At 46.2% G+C, this 18,058-nt stretch carries 13 protein-coding genes; 1 reads left to right on the top strand and 12 read right to left on the bottom strand.

What is annotated here, in order from left to right:
• Positions 1–203: 203 nt before the first annotated feature.
• The 6 genes from B7991_RS12640 to B7991_RS12615 all read right to left on the bottom strand — a co-directional run bounded on the left by B7991_RS12640 (position 204) and on the right by B7991_RS12615 (position 8,905).
• Entirely contained in the window at positions 204–1,955 is a 1,752-nt protein-coding gene (locus B7991_RS12640) for an FISUMP domain-containing protein (protein ID WP_088631145.1), read from the bottom strand.
• Positions 1,956–1,963: 8 nt separating this feature from the next.
• Positions 1,964–2,794, bottom strand: a complete 831-nt coding sequence (locus tag B7991_RS12635; protein ID WP_088631144.1) for a TIGR02147 family protein — start codon at positions 2,792–2,794, stop codon at positions 1,964–1,966.
• Positions 2,795–3,193: 399 nt separating this feature from the next.
• Positions 3,194–4,984 carry an FISUMP domain-containing protein gene (locus B7991_RS12630; protein WP_088631143.1) on the bottom strand — a complete coding sequence of 597 codons (1,791 nt, stop codon included), beginning with the start codon at positions 4,982–4,984 and terminating at the stop codon, positions 3,194–3,196.
• Positions 4,985–4,993: 9 nt separating this feature from the next.
• Complete coding sequence (locus B7991_RS12625; protein ID WP_088631142.1) at positions 4,994–5,827, bottom strand: TIGR02147 family protein; 834 nt, start codon at positions 5,825–5,827, stop codon at positions 4,994–4,996.
• A 315-nt stretch (positions 5,828–6,142) separates the two neighbouring features.
• Positions 6,143–8,065, bottom strand: coding sequence for an FISUMP domain-containing protein (locus tag B7991_RS12620; RefSeq protein WP_088631141.1), 1,923 nt, complete (start codon positions 8,063–8,065; stop codon positions 6,143–6,145).
• Between the two features lie 9 nt (positions 8,066–8,074).
• Complete coding sequence (locus B7991_RS12615) at positions 8,075–8,905, bottom strand: TIGR02147 family protein (protein WP_088631140.1); 831 nt, start codon at positions 8,903–8,905, stop codon at positions 8,075–8,077.
• Between the two features lie 203 nt (positions 8,906–9,108).
• Here B7991_RS12615 and B7991_RS12610 point away from each other — a divergent pair, with 203 nt between their 5' ends.
• Positions 9,109–10,158 carry a GSCFA domain-containing protein gene (locus B7991_RS12610; protein WP_088631139.1) on the top strand — a complete coding sequence of 350 codons (1,050 nt, stop codon included), beginning with the start codon at positions 9,109–9,111 and terminating at the stop codon, positions 10,156–10,158.
• A gap of 256 nt (positions 10,159–10,414) precedes the next feature.
• Here the strand turns inward: B7991_RS12610 and B7991_RS12605 are convergent, their stop codons facing one another.
• From B7991_RS12605 to B7991_RS12580, 6 genes are all read right to left on the bottom strand, one after another.
• A complete protein-coding gene (locus B7991_RS12605) occupies positions 10,415–12,337 on the bottom strand; it encodes an FISUMP domain-containing protein (RefSeq protein ID WP_088631138.1) in 1,923 nt (640 codons plus the stop codon).
• Positions 12,338–12,350: 13 nt separating this feature from the next.
• Entirely contained in the window at positions 12,351–13,181 is an 831-nt protein-coding gene (locus tag B7991_RS12600) for a TIGR02147 family protein (protein ID WP_088631137.1), read from the bottom strand.
• Positions 13,182–13,715: 534 nt separating this feature from the next.
• Positions 13,716–15,251, bottom strand: coding sequence for a DEAD/DEAH box helicase (locus B7991_RS12595; protein ID WP_088631136.1), 1,536 nt, complete (start codon positions 15,249–15,251; stop codon positions 13,716–13,718).
• A 44-nt stretch (positions 15,252–15,295) separates the two neighbouring features.
• A complete protein-coding gene (locus tag B7991_RS12590; RefSeq protein WP_088631135.1) occupies positions 15,296–16,453 on the bottom strand; it encodes a GGDEF domain-containing protein in 1,158 nt (385 codons plus the stop codon).
• Positions 16,454–16,558: 105 nt separating this feature from the next.
• Positions 16,559–17,245 carry a methionine ABC transporter permease gene (locus B7991_RS12585; RefSeq protein ID WP_073423734.1) on the bottom strand — a complete coding sequence of 229 codons (687 nt, stop codon included), beginning with the start codon at positions 17,243–17,245 and terminating at the stop codon, positions 16,559–16,561.
• A complete protein-coding gene (locus tag B7991_RS12580; protein WP_014545774.1) occupies positions 17,242–18,051 on the bottom strand; it encodes a methionine ABC transporter ATP-binding protein in 810 nt (269 codons plus the stop codon). The genes B7991_RS12585 and B7991_RS12580 overlap by 4 nt, the downstream gene beginning before the upstream one ends.
• Positions 18,052–18,058: the final 7 nt, after the last annotated feature.

Genomic DNA, 18,058 nt, shown 5'->3' with positions numbered 1-18,058 from the left:
AAAGATACAATATTTCCACAAGGAGATTCCTGTTCAGGCCAAGGTAACATCGCAAATCAAGATTTCACGGGATCCTTCAGGCTTTCGCCCTCAGGATGACGAGGCGCACGAGCATGACAAAGCAAAAAGAAGGCGGGCCTCAGCCCGCCTTCTGTCCCTCTATCCTCCTAACAACAACCCAAGCACTATTAGAGGGAGCAAATTCAATTTTTAACGCAACGGATCGAGAAATCTTGCATATAGAAGCCTTCCAGCACAGTCCAACTCACAAAATTTATTCCAAGCAATGTGTATTTGCCATCACCGTCCCGCGTCAAAGAGGGGTATGTTTCTACGGCCAAATCACCAAAACCGATTTGTGTCAAATTCCGCCCCATCCGACCATCTACACGGCAGATTTCACCGCACGACTCACGCACAAAGTCAAACAATTCATTCCATTCCTCGCCTTGCGGGATATGCCATCCGTCCGGACATAGGCCTTGATAATACCCGTTCGCCGTTTCAACAGAATCAACATAGGTAGCAAGCTTTGACGACCCGAAATATCCATCATCAAAATCAATAACATAACGGCAAACCAAAGTGTCCAAAACGTCCGCAGGTTGTTCCAGCCCCGTAAGGCAATCACTATAAAAAACAAGTGCTTGATTCGGATCCAGGCCCAAAACGTCTTCAACATTTTCATAACGAACCCAAGTGTTCCAATACGCAGAATCAAGCGTGTTGCGATATTCCAGAAAATCACGGTCACCCCCTTGATCGCGGGCAACTTCAGCAGAATCATACCCCACAGCAGGGACAATTCGTTCATCGCTGTAATTCAGATTTTCGGCCATCCAAGTCATCGGTTTTCCATTTATATTATACGTAACCGTACGGTAAGTTTTTCCGTCACGCGGATCCGTCATCGACCCCGTTTCGTAATCCACCTGTTCAGCAATCTTGTATCTATAAGTCTTACGCCACTGTTTAGCGTTGCAAGTCAAAACGGCCCAGCGCTCATAATCGATATCGATTTCCAAAGAGCGGCCATCATTACCGTCATCGCATTTACCGAGTCCATTTATGCCGGCCATCAACTGAGTCAAATATTCTTTTTCGCCTTCATTTCGGGCATAGACAAATTCAAAATCCAAGCGCCACGAGAATGTATTTTTCACGGAGTCGTTCGCTGCGAAAGATCCAGTCTGAGCAAAGGTTTTAAAAGAAGCCAAAGGCGTTTCCGAGTCACCCCAACCAACGACAAGCGAGCTCAAGTAGCGCAACGCCATCTGCTTGTAATCATCTTCCCAATAGTCAAGTTTGTCAAAATCAAATGTCGCATCAAAAAGACCAACAGCATCTAAAACCTCACGGTCGGCCTGTTGTTTTGCAGCGACAAAGCTCATCCCTTGCTTCACCAAGTACCGCACGCGAATCGCTTCGAGATAGGTCATCATGTTGATGCCGACATTTTTCGTTTCGCGCAGGTCCACAATAGCACTATACAGCACATCGTCATCAAACGACCAAGTACCATCCCACTCCCAATAAGCATTTTCTTGCCATGGAGAGAGTTCAAGCAAGACATACGGACTATGGACTGTCACGCTATCAAAACGGAACATCCCAGACGTATCCGTGCAGCGCGTCATATAAGAAGCACCAGTTGTATCCAAAGTAACAGAATCAAGTTCAGACATTCTTATTACGGATCCCAATTCGACATCGCTAATCAAGGCAAGAGGAGTACCACCAACAGAATCGGCAGCCAAGCGCACAGCCATCACATTCACGGATATATTTTTAAGCAGTGCAGTTTCTTCCGTGGAGCCACCATCATGCGCAAGCGGAGACCGATCAAGATCTTCGGAACAGCTCGAAAGAAACAAGAGAAGAAGCAGCGCTACAATCAGGCAAAACGCCGCTTCTACAAAATCACGCCACAGCGTGTTTTGATCTGATTTTTTCATATATCCTCCTAACCCTTTTTAACACTCTTTTTTGTCATCGGGAAAAACTGCACATTCAAACGGTAGACTTCATCCGTTTCATCATCGCGTGTTGCAATCGCAATAATTTTTTTGCGGAAGGCAGCAATTTCCTGAACAATTTCATCGTAAGCGCGACGCGTAACACCAAGCGTAAGGCCCGAAAAATGGCGCTCATCTTGCGAAACGCCTTCAATAGCATCAAGTGCAAACTCGCCCATCTGGCGGTGCATCCCGCGAACAGCCAAAGGAGTCACATCCATCGGCCCCGTCGTTATAGACTTTTCCGTCTGTACGTAATTTCCATTTTCATCTTTTTGCAAAAAATTCGACTTGAGCAAAAAATTCAGCGATTCGCTGACTTCGGCAGCCGTGACTTCCGGACGGCAGGCTTTAGCAAGGGCAAGCGGCTTTGCGCCAGGCATGGCAGGGGCGAGTTCACGGAGCACTGGATTTTTCCAGCTTTCAAAATAACGGAAGGAATCGCCTTCGATAATCCTCACCTTGTGAATATCAGCGATAGCGAGCATTTTATTAAAAATGGCTTTTTTCTCTTCATCCTTTTTTGCGTGGTCGAACTTAACCATTTCGCAAAAATAATCGAGCTCATAATTTTCAAGCCCCATTGCAGAAGCCACACGGGCAGCAGCATCTTCACTGAGATTGAAACGGCCTTCGCTTACATATTTAAGATAAACCGGCGACGAGAAACCCGCCGCACGCGTAAGCACTTGCCAGGTAAACGCAGATTTCGCCTTCTTTTCGGCGTAATAATCCGCTATATACTGGCGGTAGTTCGTGTATTCCAACACGTCCTTCATTCATCCTCCCAAAAAACACCCTTTACTTTTGTACGCCCGTATTGTTGTACGATATAAATATAAATGAATTTTTCGTAAATTCTTTAAAATCACGATAAAAAAGTGTTGTTTTCGTTGTAATTTTACAAATTTCTTTGATTTTTAGGAAATTTCATGAAATTTTATGATACATATAAATTAATTATCATCTAAACAAGATTTCACTGGATCCCTCGGGCTAACGCCCTCGGGATGACGAGGGGCAAGCCTCGGGATGACGAGATACAAGCCTCGGGATGACGAGGGGCAAGCCTTAAATGACGAGAGGCAGATTCAGGATGACGAGATATAACAAGAAAGGCGGGCCGAAGCCCGCCTTCCCTTTCCTCCTAACAAATATTTTTATTGCGTCTTGAATGCTTATTTCTTGATGCAGCGGACAGCGGCAGAAGTATTCGGTGCATAAGGGCTATTGTCATACCCCTCACTTTCTATTCTTTTCACAAAGACATGCATATCCGCCAACCCTAAACTAAAGCCAATGGGTTTCCAATTGAAAATCTCCAGTTTATACAAAGGCACATCCGCTAAAACAAACTCGTTAGTGTACCCAAAGGTTATGAAATACACAAGACGAAGTTCTTCCTCAATGCTAGCCTGAACCCAGCCATTCAAACCAAATCCCGTCGCAACAGCATCATAAAGCGCCGGCAAAACGTCATTTTGATCAACACCATATCGTTCACCCATATTTCGCAACAACGTTTGCCAATCTTCAAATGTCGGGATTCTCCACCCATCCGGGCAAACGCCCTGATACGCATTATGATTAGACGGTGTGATATAATCTGTATAATTCCAAGTCCAAGTTTTTTCAGAATTTTCTTCAGACGAATCCGACTTTGCAAAATACGTTGTATCCCCTAGAGCATCAACGGAATACACCTTCACATCATCGTCTCCAATATTCATTGCGGCTTTCCACTGATATTCATGCCCATACACACCACAATCCGCACTTCTAGAATCTTCCTTGCGGTAGCAGTCGATACTTCCAGACAAATTCGCTCTTAACGAACTATCAACGCTCAAAGATGTGGTATCCACAAAATCAAGATTTTCAGCCATCCATGTTTGCGAGACATCGCCCCAATTATACGTCACCGTCTTATAAGTTTTTCCATCTCGATTATCCGTCATAGAACCCATGGTATGTTCAATCGTTTTAAATCCCAAGGTCCACTTAGAGGAGCGGCAAACCACAGACACCTTACCATGAGCGACGTCAATTTCAGCGACCGCATTTTCACGAGCATCCGTGCACTTGCCAAGGTCATTCAATCGAGCCAAATAGCCAACCTTATAGTCTATCATTTTTTTCGAATTCAAATAATATTGTTCTCGAATTTCACCTCGTCCGACAAATAATTTCGGCGGCACGGCATAAACGAGCATAGGATCCATTCCTCGAAGATCTTTAAGCACATCTTTTTCGCACATTCGAATCAGTTCATTCACATAAGCCAATTCAGAATTTCCGTCTTTTAAATTTTCAAATCCACCGAAATCTTCATATATACCAAGATTTTCAAGGATTTCGCGCTCCGCCATTTCGCCCGCCTCCGCAAAGGATTTTCCTTCAGCGAAATACTTTTGCAACAACGGCATCTTGGAAGTAGTGAGAGAGCTTACACTTACTTTTTTCACATCTCTCAAATCCACAATAGCCTTCAACTCCTGCGAATACATACGACGGTCACGTGAACTATCTACCATGCTTGCCGGCCTAGACGCATTACGCCCATAGAAAGCTCCACGTTCTCGACAATCTTCTACATAGCACGAATCCAAAGTTTCAATCAGCACATATGGGCTATTTAGAGCCAACGACTCAAATGCAAAACGACCACTATCATTATCAACGGTATCTACAAAAGAACGGCCCGTTTTTTCAAGCGTCAACGAATCCAATTCATAAACAGAAACAACCGTCCCCTTAGCAGCAAACACAGAACCATCGTTCTTCAAAGAATCCTCCGATCCGTTCTCGTCCGCTGTCGACCTCAGCAACGCAGGATACACATCGCCCACGCGACCAGCCAAGGAGTACACGCACGTTTCTTCTTCAGTACCACCAGCAACATCATTATCAGAGCAAGCCGTCCAAAGGAGCGCCATCAGCGCAGCCGAAGTAATTTTGTTGAAATTCATGATATCCTCCTAACCTTTTTTATTTAAATGTTTATTCGTCATCGGAAAGAACTGCATATTCAAGCGATACACTTCTTCCGTTGCATCATCTTCTCTCGCGATTGCAACGATGCGTTTGCGGCACTCGGCAATTTCCTGAACGATTTTTTCGTAGGCTTTGCGCGTGATGCCAAGTGTAAGGCCCGAAAAATGGCGTTCATCCTGAGATACGCCTTCGATAGCCTCGAGCGCGAATTCGCCCATTTGCCGATGGAGCGAACGAACCGCTACCGGTGTCGCCTGTAGGGGACCCGTCGTCACGGATTTTTCGGTCTGTACATAATTTCCATCCTTGCCCTTTTGCAATAAATTCGCCTTAACCAAAAAGCTTAGCGACTCCGTCACTTCAGCAGCAGTAATTTCTGGACGGCAGGCACGGGCAAGAGCAAGGGGCTTTGCGCCCGGCATCGAAGGTGCCAGTTCACGGAGCACCGGATTTTTCCAGTCTTCGAAAAAGCGGTAAGAATCGGCCTCTATGATTTTCACCTTGTGCGCAGCAGCGATCGCAAGCATCTTGTTGAAGAAAAACTTTTTTTCTTCATCCGTCTTGGCGTGGTCAAAGCGGACCATTTCACAGAAATAATCCCGCTCGTATTCCACAAGGGACATTGCTGAAGCAACGCGGAGCGCAGCTTCTTCGCTCAAGTTGAACCGGCCTTCGCTCACGTACTTCAGGTAAACGGGCGAAGAAAAGCCAGCCTTCTCAGCAAACATCTGCCAGGTAAATGCGGACTTAGCTTTTCTATCGGCGTAATAGTCCACAATATACTGCCGATAGCTAGTGTATTCTAGCACATCTCTCATGTTTCCTCCTAACAAACGGCTTTACGATTCCACACATTGCGAATAAAGCATAAACCGTTTCACAATTCAAATATACATTCAATTTCTAAAAAGTCAATAGTTTTTACAATATAAAATCTAATTTTTTATCAAATTTTAGCGTTTTATAAAAATTTAATTAAAAAATCAATCATTTTTCACAATATAAAACAGTCTAGTAAAAAAACAAGAAGGTGATCCCGGCACAAGGCCGGGATGACACAGCACAAAAAGAAGGCGGGGCGAACCCCGTCTTCCCTTTCCTCCTAACCAATAATTGTATTACGTTTTGACTATTTATTCTTTTATGCAGCGCACAGCACCCATCATATAAGGAGCATAAGGATCGTTCCACAAGAACGGAAGATCCGGGCCTCGCCCTCGATTTTCCGGATGTTCCAGATAATCCTCATAGACATCCAAAGGATATCTCAGATCTCCCATTTCAATGCCCAAGCTTTCGCCCTTCATGAAATACTCGAAGACCTCAAAAACATACATTGGAATATCAGCGACGAGGAAATTGTTATAAAACCCTGAATTCACCCCAACACGGACACGATCTGAGTCATACAATTTAATGGCAACATTATTTTTCAAACCAAAACCAGTCGCCGCCTCGTCATACAGAACAATTGTTCCGACACCATCAAAGCCATACGCTTTACTCATATTTTTCAGCAAAGCTTTCCAATCGTTAAACGTCGGCATTCTCCATCCATCCGGGCAGACTCCTTTATACGCACTTTGATTAATCTGCGTAGCATAATCTGCATAGTTCCATGTCCAATATTTAAAATACGGCAAACTTCCCATATGTTCTTCAGGATAGTACAGCGTATCGCACGCGTTTCTGATACTATCATAAGGATAATTCCAATCATTCAAAAATCCATCGACGCACTTCTTTTCGACATATGTCGTATCTCCCAAAGAATCAACCGTATACGTCCTAGCATCATCATAATTAACATTCATCGCAGCACGCCACTGATACGCAAGCCCGTAAACATCGCAGTTTTCGTTATCACGCGCCGAGCGATAGCACGACACACTTCCTCGCAGATTAGCCTTCAACGCACTATCCGCACTCAACGAAGTCGTATCGGCGTAATTGAGATTTTCCGCCATCCAGGTTTGCGAGCCATCACCCCAATTATACGTTACGGTCTTATAGCTTTTGCCGTCACGATCATCCACCATAGTTCCATTCGTGTGCTCAATCGTTTTAAAACCAATAGTCCAATTACCAGAGCGGCACACCACAGACGCATATTTATGTTCATATGCCCCAGCCTTAACCCTACCTTCAGTATTTTCACGAGATTCATCGCACCTTCCTAAGCCATCTTTTTTAGCCATATAATTCGTCTTATATTGCATCATTTTCATGGAATTCAAATAAAACTGTTCCACGACAGGTTCTCGAATAGAGAAAGCCTTTGGCGATGCAAAATAGAGCATTACATCAGTAAAGAGAAAATCAATACGCAGATCCCAATCATCCAAACGAGCCAATTCATTAACAAAAGGTAATTCGGAACCCTCCTGATCCATAGTTTCAAAAGCCCCAAGATCACTATATATACCGAAGTCCTCAAGAATTTTGCGTTCCGCCATCCGGTTCGCTTCATCAAAAGACTTTCCTTCTGCAATAAATTCACGTAACAACGGAATCTTCACACTTGTCAATGTGCTAACGTTTAATTTTTTCACTTGTCGTAAATCTACAATAGCACTCAACGTGAGCGGATACTTATCCCCTCTTGTACTATCAACGGCCTTTCCTGCACGACGTCCATAGAAAATTCCTCGCTCTCCGCAGTTCTCATAATAACAGGAGTCACGAGTTTCAATCAACACATATGGACTATTCAAAGCAAGATCTTTAAATTCAAAGCGACCATCATCGTTGTCGACAGTATCAACAAAAGAACGACCCGTCGTATCGAAAGTCAAAGAATCCAATTCATAAACAGTGACAACCGTTCCCTTAGCAGCAAATATAGATCCTTCATATTCTAAAGAATCGCTTGATGTTTTTTCCGAATCCGTAACCTTCACCAATTTCGGATAGATGTCGCCAACCATCCCAGCCAAGGCATAGACGCCCTGTTCTTCTTCGGCTCCACCCATCGCGCTAACAGACTTGTTATCATCGGAGCAAGCCACAAAAAGGAGCGCCATCAGCGCAGCCAAAGTAATTTTGTTGAAATTCATAGTTTCCTCCTAGTCCTTTTTAACACTCTTTTTTGTCATCGGGAAGAACTGCACGTTCAGACGGTAGACTTCTTCCGTTGCAGTTTCACTTGTCGCAATCGCAATGATGTCCTTGCGAAATTCGGCAATCCTCTGCACGATTTTTTCGTACGCTTCACGAGTGATACCAAGTGTAAGACCCGAGAAATGGCGTTCATCTTGCGGGACGCCTTCAATTGCGTCGAGTGCAAACTCGCCCATTTGGCGGTGCAATCCGCGAACGGCAAGCGGAGTGAATTCCATCGGACCAGTCGTCACGACTTTGTCGGTTTGGGCGTAGTTCCCGTCTTTGTCTTTTTGAAGCAAATTTGCCTTGACCAAAAAACTCAGCGACTCAGAAATTTCAGCTGCCGAAACTTCAGGGCGGCAAGCATGCGCCATTGCCAAAGGCTTTGCACCCGGCATCGCAGGGGCGAGTTCACGGAGCACCGGATTTTTCCAATCTTCAAAAAAGCGGAAGGATTCTCCATCGACGATTTTCGCCTTGCGGGATTCCGCGATTGAGACCATCTTGCTAAACGCGGCGCGTTTTTCGCTATCGTTCTTCGCATGGTCAAACTTGACCATCTCGACAAAGAACTCGCGTTCGTAATCAGCAAGACACATTGCCTGCGCCGTGCGAGTTGCAGCATCTTCGCTCAAGTTAAAGCGGCCCTCGCTCACATATTTAAGATAGACCGGCGAAGAGAATCCCGCCGTTTTGGCAAACTCCTGCCAAGAAAATGCAGTCTTCGCCTTTCGATCGGCATAGTAATCTGCAATATACTGGCGGTAGTCCGTATATTCAAGTATTTCTTTCATTTTTCCTCCTAACCAACGACCCATTCGCTAACGATCGTTTGTTGTTACTTTAAATATAGCTCATACATTTTCAAAAATCAATAGTTTTACAATATATTTTATTGATTTTTACGATAAATTTAAAGATTTCAATAACAATTATAAAAATTACATAATTTCACAATATAAAGAATATTGTAGTTTTATCCTACTATATTTACTTCATGGACTTTTTTACGAAAATCGATATTCCGGCTGCTGATTGGCAGATTGACTACAATTCTAGGCTCGCATTTTTCGGATCTTGCTTTGCCGACAACATCTCGGCACAGTTTGCATCGCGAAAATTCAACGTTTTAGCAAATCCGTTCGGGACGGTTTACAATCCGCTTTCAGCGGCGATGCAGATTAAAGCGATTGCAAACGGGAAAATTTTTGGAGAGGCGGACGTTTTCCAGGACATGCGATTGGGCGTTTCGGAGAGCCGCAACGAGATTCGCGGCCCTTGGCATTGCTGGAACGCACACGGCTCGCTCTCGGCAGCAACTCGTGAAGAATGTATTGCAAAATTGAACGCAGCCACGCAAGAAGCTCGAGAGTTTTTGCAGAAAGCCGACGTCGTGTTTATCACGCTCGGAACCGCGTTCGTGTACTTTTTGAAGGAGAGCGGCATCGCCGTTTCGAATTGCCACAGGCAAAATCCAAACCTGTTTATTCGCAAGATGATTTCTGTAGACCACGCCACCGAAGCGCTGAAAAGCATCGTGCGGGATTTACTGAAGTTAAAAAATGACCGAATCATTCCGCCTTCGGCTCGCAATGACGAGCAAGGCAAGAATCGCGAATTTCACATTGTCTTTACGGTTTCGCCGTTACGGCATTTAAGCGATGGCGCACACGAGAACACGCTATCGAAAGCGACTTTGCAACTTGCGATAGAGAAGGTCATCAGAGAAATCGTCACAGAGTCTGCGACGACCATCAGTTATTTCCCGAGTTACGAGATCGTGATGGACGAGCTGCGCGACTACCGTTTTTACGATGATGACATGATTCATTTGTCAAAGACGGCGGAAGGCTACATTTTCGAGCGCATGGCAGAAACTTACTGCGACGGGAAAACGCTTGAAGACATCAAGCAGGTCGAAAAGTTCTTGAAAAGCGCGAACCACCGCATACAAGATGTTAATTCGCCCGCCACGGCGGCGTTCTTGCAAAAGATGCACTCCGAAGCCCAAAAACTCGAAAGACAAATCGAAGGGCTGAAATTATAACGCAGAGGAGATTCCGGCTCAAGGCTGGAATGACAAAGGAGCCGAGAGATGCAGGAACACGCTTGCATGTTCCTATATCCGAGGCGAACGAGTCATGCACGAAGTGCAATGACAACGCAAAGCGAGAGTTGACTGGATCCTTCGTCGCTTCGCGACTCTGGATGACGTAAAAAAGAAGGCGGGCCGAAGCCCGCCCTCCTCCTTTCCTCCTAACAAAAAACAGAAAGTGAGAGAGAGAATTTTACAGTGAACTTTATTAGTCCTTGATGCAACGGACAAAATACGGATCAAAGACATAGTAGTAAGAATCCGCAGGCCAATAGCTATAACTCATCCTATCGCCAATTAGGACTCCGCTCGCGCCAGCAAAAGGACCATCCTGAAAATCAGGAGCCACAATATAGGAACGAATCGGAGCCACAATCATCCAATCACCATCTCCATGGTATGGGTGTAAATCGTCCTTCATCCCAAACCCGAAACCGACTTCATCGGCAAGGACCGCGCCCACTCTAGCCGTATCCACTCCATACTGTTCCACTATATACTGACGCAGGGTTTCCCAATCGCTTTTATTCGGAATTCGCCAGCCATCGGGGCAAATTCCCTGATAAGACGAAGAATTAAATTCAGGAATCAGCTCCGCATAGTTCCAGTTCCACGCACCCAAGCCACCATTTTCTTCAAATATGGCAGCGCAGTACCCCGTGCCAGCAGCGTCCCACCACAAATTTCCTAAGCATTCTTCTTCTGGCGAACTACAGGAAATCGCATGCCAAGCGGCTTCGCTGTCGGCCATCACCTTATACGAATACATACACGTATCCGGCATATAGGCCGTATCACTCGAAGAATCGACTGCCAAGAACCGCACCGATTCCTTGTCAAGATTCATCGCGGCTTCCCAACGGTACTCGCGGCTACTAGCTTCGCAGCTCGAATTTCTTTCATATGTCCTGCGTTCCGATTCCTTTTTATCAAAGCAAACCGAGCGTTCAAGCAAATCCGCCTTGAGAGAATCTCCCGATGCAGAAATCGCTCCCGTATAATCCAAATCTTCCGCCATCCACGTTTGCGTTTTTCCATTGATATCGTACGTGACGGTTTTATAAACCTTTCCATCGCGAGCATCGACAAGTTCACCCGTCGTATACTCGATTGACTTATAACCAGGCACCCATTCACCCGAACGGCACACGATCATCGAGGAATTATATTCATATTGGTTCAGTTCAAACATTTCTCCTTCATTTTTCTCTGTACACTGGGCGTGTCCCATTTTCTTCGCCCAATAGCCAAGCTTGTATTTCAGCATCTTTATCGTATTCCAATACATCTGTTCCTTACCTTCAGACGCGTAAACCTTAGGAGGAACATTCCAATATTGTTCAATCAGCATTTCCAGATTATCGTGATTAGGAACCACATTCGTATCTAGCCCTGCATATTCCTGGACCAGTTGTCTTACAAATGCAAGTTCCTCATTTTCTGCACTGTCGAGGCTTTCAAAGCGGCCCAGTTTCTTATATATTCCATAATTTTCAAGAACCAGACGTTCGGCCTCCACATTCGCCTCGTCAAACGAACTTCCCGAAGCGACAAGCCCTCGAACTACAGGACTTTTCATGTGAGTCAAAATATTGATACTGACATTTTCCGATTTACGCAGATCAATAACAGCACTCAACATTCTTGAATACTCAATTTGATCGTAATCATCACTAAAGTAGATATCACTCCGGTAATATTTCAGTTCTTCTCGACCACACTCTATACTACCGCAAGATTCCAGCACGGACACTAACACATACGGACTATGGAAGGCAATGTTTTCAAAAGAGAATTTACCGTCATCGCTCAAAACGGTATCTATAACGTAGTTACCGGTCGTATCAAGCGTTACGGAATCCAGCTCGAACAATGTGACAACAGAGCCCTTCTTTACAGTAACATCGTTTTCGGCACTCCAGGAAATTTCCTGTCCGCTACTAGTCCTCGCCGACAACATACTCGGATAAACATTTCCAATACGGCCCGCCATGGCATAGACGCCAGTCTCTTCGACGGTGCCACCGGCAACATTGTTTCCTGAATCCGTTTCCGAGCACGCTGCAAACATAAAGGCGAGCAGCATCGCCATTTTGCAGACAAACTGTCCGCTAAATTTTGAGTAATTCATGATTCCTCCAACTCTATTTTTTTAATTCTTGTTTTTGCGTCAGCGGGAAAAGCTGCATGTTCAGGCGATAGACTTCGTCTGTAGCGGCGTTTTTCCGAGCAATGGCGATAACTTTTTTACGGCAATCGGCAATTTCTTGCACGATTTCATCGTAGCCTTCTTTAGTGATACCGAATGTAACACCCGAGAAATTTCGCTTGTCCTGAGCGACACCTTCAATCGCCTCAAGCGCGAGTTCGCCCATTTGGCGGTGCATCGTGCGGACAGCCAAAGGCGTTACCCCCATGGGGCCCGTTGTCAAGGACTTTTCCGTTTGTACGTAATTGCCTTCGTCATCTTTTTTCAGGAATCCGCCTTTGACGAGGAAGTTCAGCACATCGCTGACTTCGGCAGCGGTAATTTCTGGGCGGCAGGCATGAGCTAGAGCAAGCGGTTTTGCGCCAGGCATTGATGGAGCGAGTTCACGAATGACCGGATTTTTCCAGCTTTCGAAAAAGCGGAAAGCATCGCCTTCCAAGATTTTAGCCTTGTGGGCGTCCGCAATTGCAAGCATTTTGCTGAAAGCGGCCTTCTTTTCTGTGTCCGTCTTGGCGTGGTCAAACTTGACCATTTCGGTGAAATATTCGCGTTCGTAATCGAACAAGCGCATGGCATCTGCCACGCGAGCGGCCGCCGAATCGCTCAAATTGAAGCGGCCTTCGCTCACGTATTTTAGATAAACACGCGAAGAAAAACCTGCTTCGTTCGCGAACTCCTGCCAAGTAAACGCAGATTTCGCCTTTTTATCGGCATAGTAATCTGCAATATACTGGCGATAGCTCGTATATTCCAGGATTTCTCTCATTTTTCCTCCTTTATTTTGAATTGGAGATTTTACCCGTCCAAATCACTCTCGAAGCCAAATATACAACAAAAATTTAAAAACAGCAATAGTCTACAATACAAAATAGTGATTTTTGTTAAAATTATTGTGATTTTACAGATTATTATAAAATTTTAATCATTTTCCACAACACAAAAGTATTGTAGATTTTTTTTCAATAGGGAATGGCGATCCCGGAACGGAGTCCGGGATGACAACGCAAAAGGAGACGCCCGCTCACTTCGACTGCGCTCAGCACAGGCTCCGACGGGCATGACAATACGATGGAATGGCGATTCCGGCACCCCGGAACACGTCCGGGGCAGGCTCAAGCCGGGATGACAATGTAAAGGGAGATGCCCTCCCCATACGCGGATCACGACTACAAAGCAGCAAAACTGCAAGTAGTCAAAGAGATCAAGTCGGGCATGGCAATACGATGGAATGGCGATCCCGGCACAAGGCCGGGATGACAATGTAAAGGAAATGCGCGGGCGTTGCGCCCGCAGCGATATTTTAATGCTGTTGGGATTGCGATTCGCGCATGCGGCGGCGAGCACGGGAACCCGGGCGGTTACGGCGATGACGGCGACCGCCGTTCTGCGGATTCGGGGTGTTGTCGGCAGGAGCGTTCTGCGCGTTCACATTCTGGGCGGAATTGCGAGATTCATTGCGAGAGTCCTGTTCGTGATTGCGCGGAGCATTGTTACGCTGAAGATTTTCATCATTTGCATTACGGGCATTCTCGCGATTTTCATTGCGGTTGTCCTTGCGACCGCGAGGACCGCGATTATCCTTATGCGAACCTTGTTTATTGCGAGTTTTCGCAGCGCAGGCCTGAGCTTCTTCGCGCGACATGCGACCGCGAGAATTGCGCATCATGCTTTCGGCAGTTTCTTTTTGCGGAGGCGGGAGCTTCTCGTAAATGCTCTGATCGCCTTCCGGGATTTTCACACGAGTAAGCTTTTCAATCCCGCGCAAATCGGATTCTTCGTCCGGAGAACAGAACGAAATAGCAACGCCTTCCTTCCCTGCACGGGCCGTACGGCCAATGCGATGCACGAACGTTTCGTGTTCATTCGGCAAGTCGTAATTGAATACATGGCTCACATCGTCCACGTCAATGCCACGTGCAGCAATGTCTGTAGCCACAAGTACTCGAATTTGTTCGCACTTAAAATTTCCGAGAGCTTCTTGACGACGGTTCTGGCTCTTGTTCCCGTGAATGGCGGCACACTTGATGCCGGCCTTTTCGAGAACGCGCACAATTTTATCGGCACCATGCTTTGTACGACAGAAGACAAGCACCTTTTTCATTTCAGGGTGTTCTGCCAAGAGTTCCTTGAGGAGAGCCCCCTTGCGGCGCTTGTCAATGCGGTAAAGTTCCTGACGGATGCGTTCAATCGGAGTGCTCTGCGGCGCAACTTCAACACGCACCGGATTCGGGCGCAAAATCGTCGCGGCAAGTTTCGAAATTTCTTCCGGCATCGTAGCACTAAAGAACAAATTCTGTCGGTCTTGCGGGAGCATCGCGACGACCTTGCGGATATCATGGATAAAGCCCATGTCCAGCATGCGGTCTGCTTCGTCAAGCACAAAGAATTCAAGCTTCTTGAGCGACACGGCCTTTTGACCAATTAAATCCAACAAACGTCCTGGGGTAGCGACAAGCACATCGACACCACGAATAAGCTTTTGCTTTTGCGGATTGTCGTTCACGCCACCAAAAATGCACGCCGTCGAAATCGCCGTGAACTGCGCATAATCCTTGAAGCAGTCTTCCACCTGGATGGCAAGCTCACGTGTCGGCAACAAAATCAAAGCACGGCAAGTTTTGGGAGAACGGAACTTCCCGGAATCCAAAAGTCGCTGCAAAATCGGGAGAGCAAAAGCAGCCGTCTTACCGGTTCCCGTCTGAGCAATTCCCAAGAGATCCTTGCCTTCGAGAAGGCTCGGGATGGAACGTTCTTGAATCGGGGTCGGGGTTTCGTAACCAACAGCGCGGACAGCCCGCTGCAATGGATTTGCCAAAGGAAGTTCTTCAAATTTCATACTGCGCAAAGATAGAAAAAGAGAGGCTTATACCTCTCGAACAGTCAGCGCTTACGGCGATTCATTTCGGCATGAGCGGCATAGAACGCTTCTTTATCCTCGTACATGCGCTCATCAACAGCGTTAATAAAGGCATCCGCACTTTCGTTCTTCATGTCGAACTTGTGGAAGCCAACAGAAATAAAAAGTTTGTAGGGTTTGTCAGTTTCTTTATTGAATTTATCAAAAGAGTGGCGGATTCGAGCAAGGCAATTTTCTATTGCAACGTCATCTTGAGTATTCAACAAAATAATAAATTCATCGCCCGCATAGCGAACTACGCTACCTGCGTTACCCACCGCCGATTTCAGGATTCGGGCCGTTATCACCAATGCATCGTCACCCACCGCATGGCCTAATTCATCGTTGATACGCTTGAACCCATTCAAGTCAATCATGATACCCGTAATGTTCAACTTCGTCCGGTCCGTAAGTTTGTCCAACAGATAATTCAAATAGGAACGGTTAAAAAGACCTGTCAGCTGGTCATGGTAAATCATTTCGTTCTGGAGACTCGCAAGCACGCCCGCAATCGAGACGGCGATACTCGTCGGAATCACAGAAATTCCATAATAAAGCGACTGCACCACACCACCGATGAGAATCGGCGCGAGATAAACCCAAATCGGGAAAAACTTGAGGATGCCGCCCTTTGAGCGCGCCTTGATATAAACCACAACGCTATAAACGACAAAAAAGTAATCTACCACTAAGAAGAAAGCGTACAGATCAGTTCTCGAATAAAGGTTGTTCTCGTCGATAGAAAATACAATCGGCGTAAAGATATTTATCAAGAGCAAAGTAATGCCAACGGCAACAATTGAGTCGAGCACAATTCTAGAACGGCGCGGGATTCCACCATTCAAATGGAACGAAAGGAATCGCACCCAGAAAAAGCTTGCAAGCATATTCGCCGCAAAAAGCCACGTACTCGTCGCATAAACGGCAATCTTTGGAACAAGGCCGGGCACGCCCTTCATCGAATAAGAAATCGGGTCGGCTATGCAGCTCGTGAGAGCAAGGAACATCATCAATAGCAAATTCCGGTCCGCACGGCTGCGCGTCTGGAAACGCCATAAATTACAAACAATCATGACAGCAATCAGAACTATCCCGATTACGTTTGTAACATAAATGCTTTCTAGATTAAATAACGGCTCCATATTTCCAACCTGCTCCCTAATTATACATTATAATTAGGCAATCTTGGCAATAAGGGTTCCGCAGAAAAACGCTTTTTGCAACAAAAAAAAAGAAGTTTCAAGAAATTATTTAGGACTTTTCTGGCGTCCAAAACTCCCGATAGGGTATTTCACCACCAAAGTTGCCGCCTTGTTGCCGAGGAACTGGATAACCTCCACCATCGCAATGATGATAACGACCGATTCGATCATTACGTCAGTACGGAAACGCTGGTAGCCATAACGGATGGCTAGATCACCAAGACCTCCCCCGCCGATTGCCCCCGCCATCGCCGAATAGCCAATCAGCGTGATTATAGTCAAAGTAACACCAGAAATAATCGATGGAAGCGCTTCGGGAATCAACACTTTTCGCACCACCTGACGTTTGGATGCGCCCATGGCAACAGCCGCCTGGATTACGCCCTTGTCCACCTCGTTCAACGCCGTTTCGGTCAAGCGCGCAATAAAAGGAGCCGCCGCAATGGATAGCGGAATAATCGTAGCCTCAGTTCCAATCGCCGTACCCAACACCACACGGGAAAGCGGGAACAGCACAATCATCAAAATCACGAACGGGAACGAACGTAGCACATTCACGATACGGCTAATTAATTGATACGGAATAATTTTGGGAGCGATACCGCGCGGGGATGTGACAAATAAGAAAATTCCAAGAGGAAATCCGAGAAGAATCGCGAACAACGTCGAAAAGAAAACCATGACGACAGTTTCCCAAGTCGATTGCAAAACCAGTTCTGTTATAGGACTCATCTTTTGTTCACCTCGTAACCTTGAGCCTGCAAATAAGCGATAGCGGAATCCACTGTGATTTCTTCGCGACGGATGTTCGACAAAAATTCACGAGTGATTTCGTGCCTGGGTGAACGGAAAACATCCGACACCGCCCCCGTCTCGATAACGTAACCTTTGTCTACAACAGCGACATATTGGCAAGCATCGCGCACCACTTCCATCTGGTGCGTAATCATCACCACTGTGAGATTCATTCCTGCGTGGATTTTCTTAATCAAGTCCAGAATTTCGTGAGTCGTCTGCGGGTCGAGCGCACTCGTCGCTTCGTCGCAAAAAAGAATGTTCGGCCGCGGCGCCAAGGCACGTGCAATCGCCACGCGCTGTTTTTGACCACCCGAAAGTGTTGTAATCGGCGACTTCTCGCGGTCTTCAAGGCCCACAAGCGCAAGCATCTCTTTGACGCGAGCGTCGATATCGCGGCGGTTCCAGCCTGCAAGTTCCAGCGGGAACGCCACATTCTTGCCTGCCGTGCGAGAACTGAACAAATTAAAATTCTGGAAAATCATTCCGATTTCGAGCCTACGGCGGTTCAGCTCTTTTTTTGGCAAATGGTCCACACGAACGCCATCGTAATAGACCTCACCCCTATCGGGAGTTTCCAACAAACTCGCAAGCCGCAACAGCGAAGATTTGCCAGCCCCGCTCTTGCCGATAATGCCGATGATGGAATTATCAGGAAAATCAAGGGAAACATCCTTGACTGCCGTGACGCTTGCGCGTTTTGTCGTGTATGTTTTATTGAGATGTTCGAGCCTAAGCTGCATTGACGCA

Origin of the sequence: Fibrobacter sp. UWB3, assembly GCF_002210405.1 — a bacterium.
Taxonomy (GTDB): domain Bacteria; phylum Fibrobacterota; class Fibrobacteria; order Fibrobacterales; family Fibrobacteraceae; genus Fibrobacter.
Note: the sequence above shows the minus strand (reverse complement) of the source record. Positions and strands in the feature narration are given on the sequence as shown.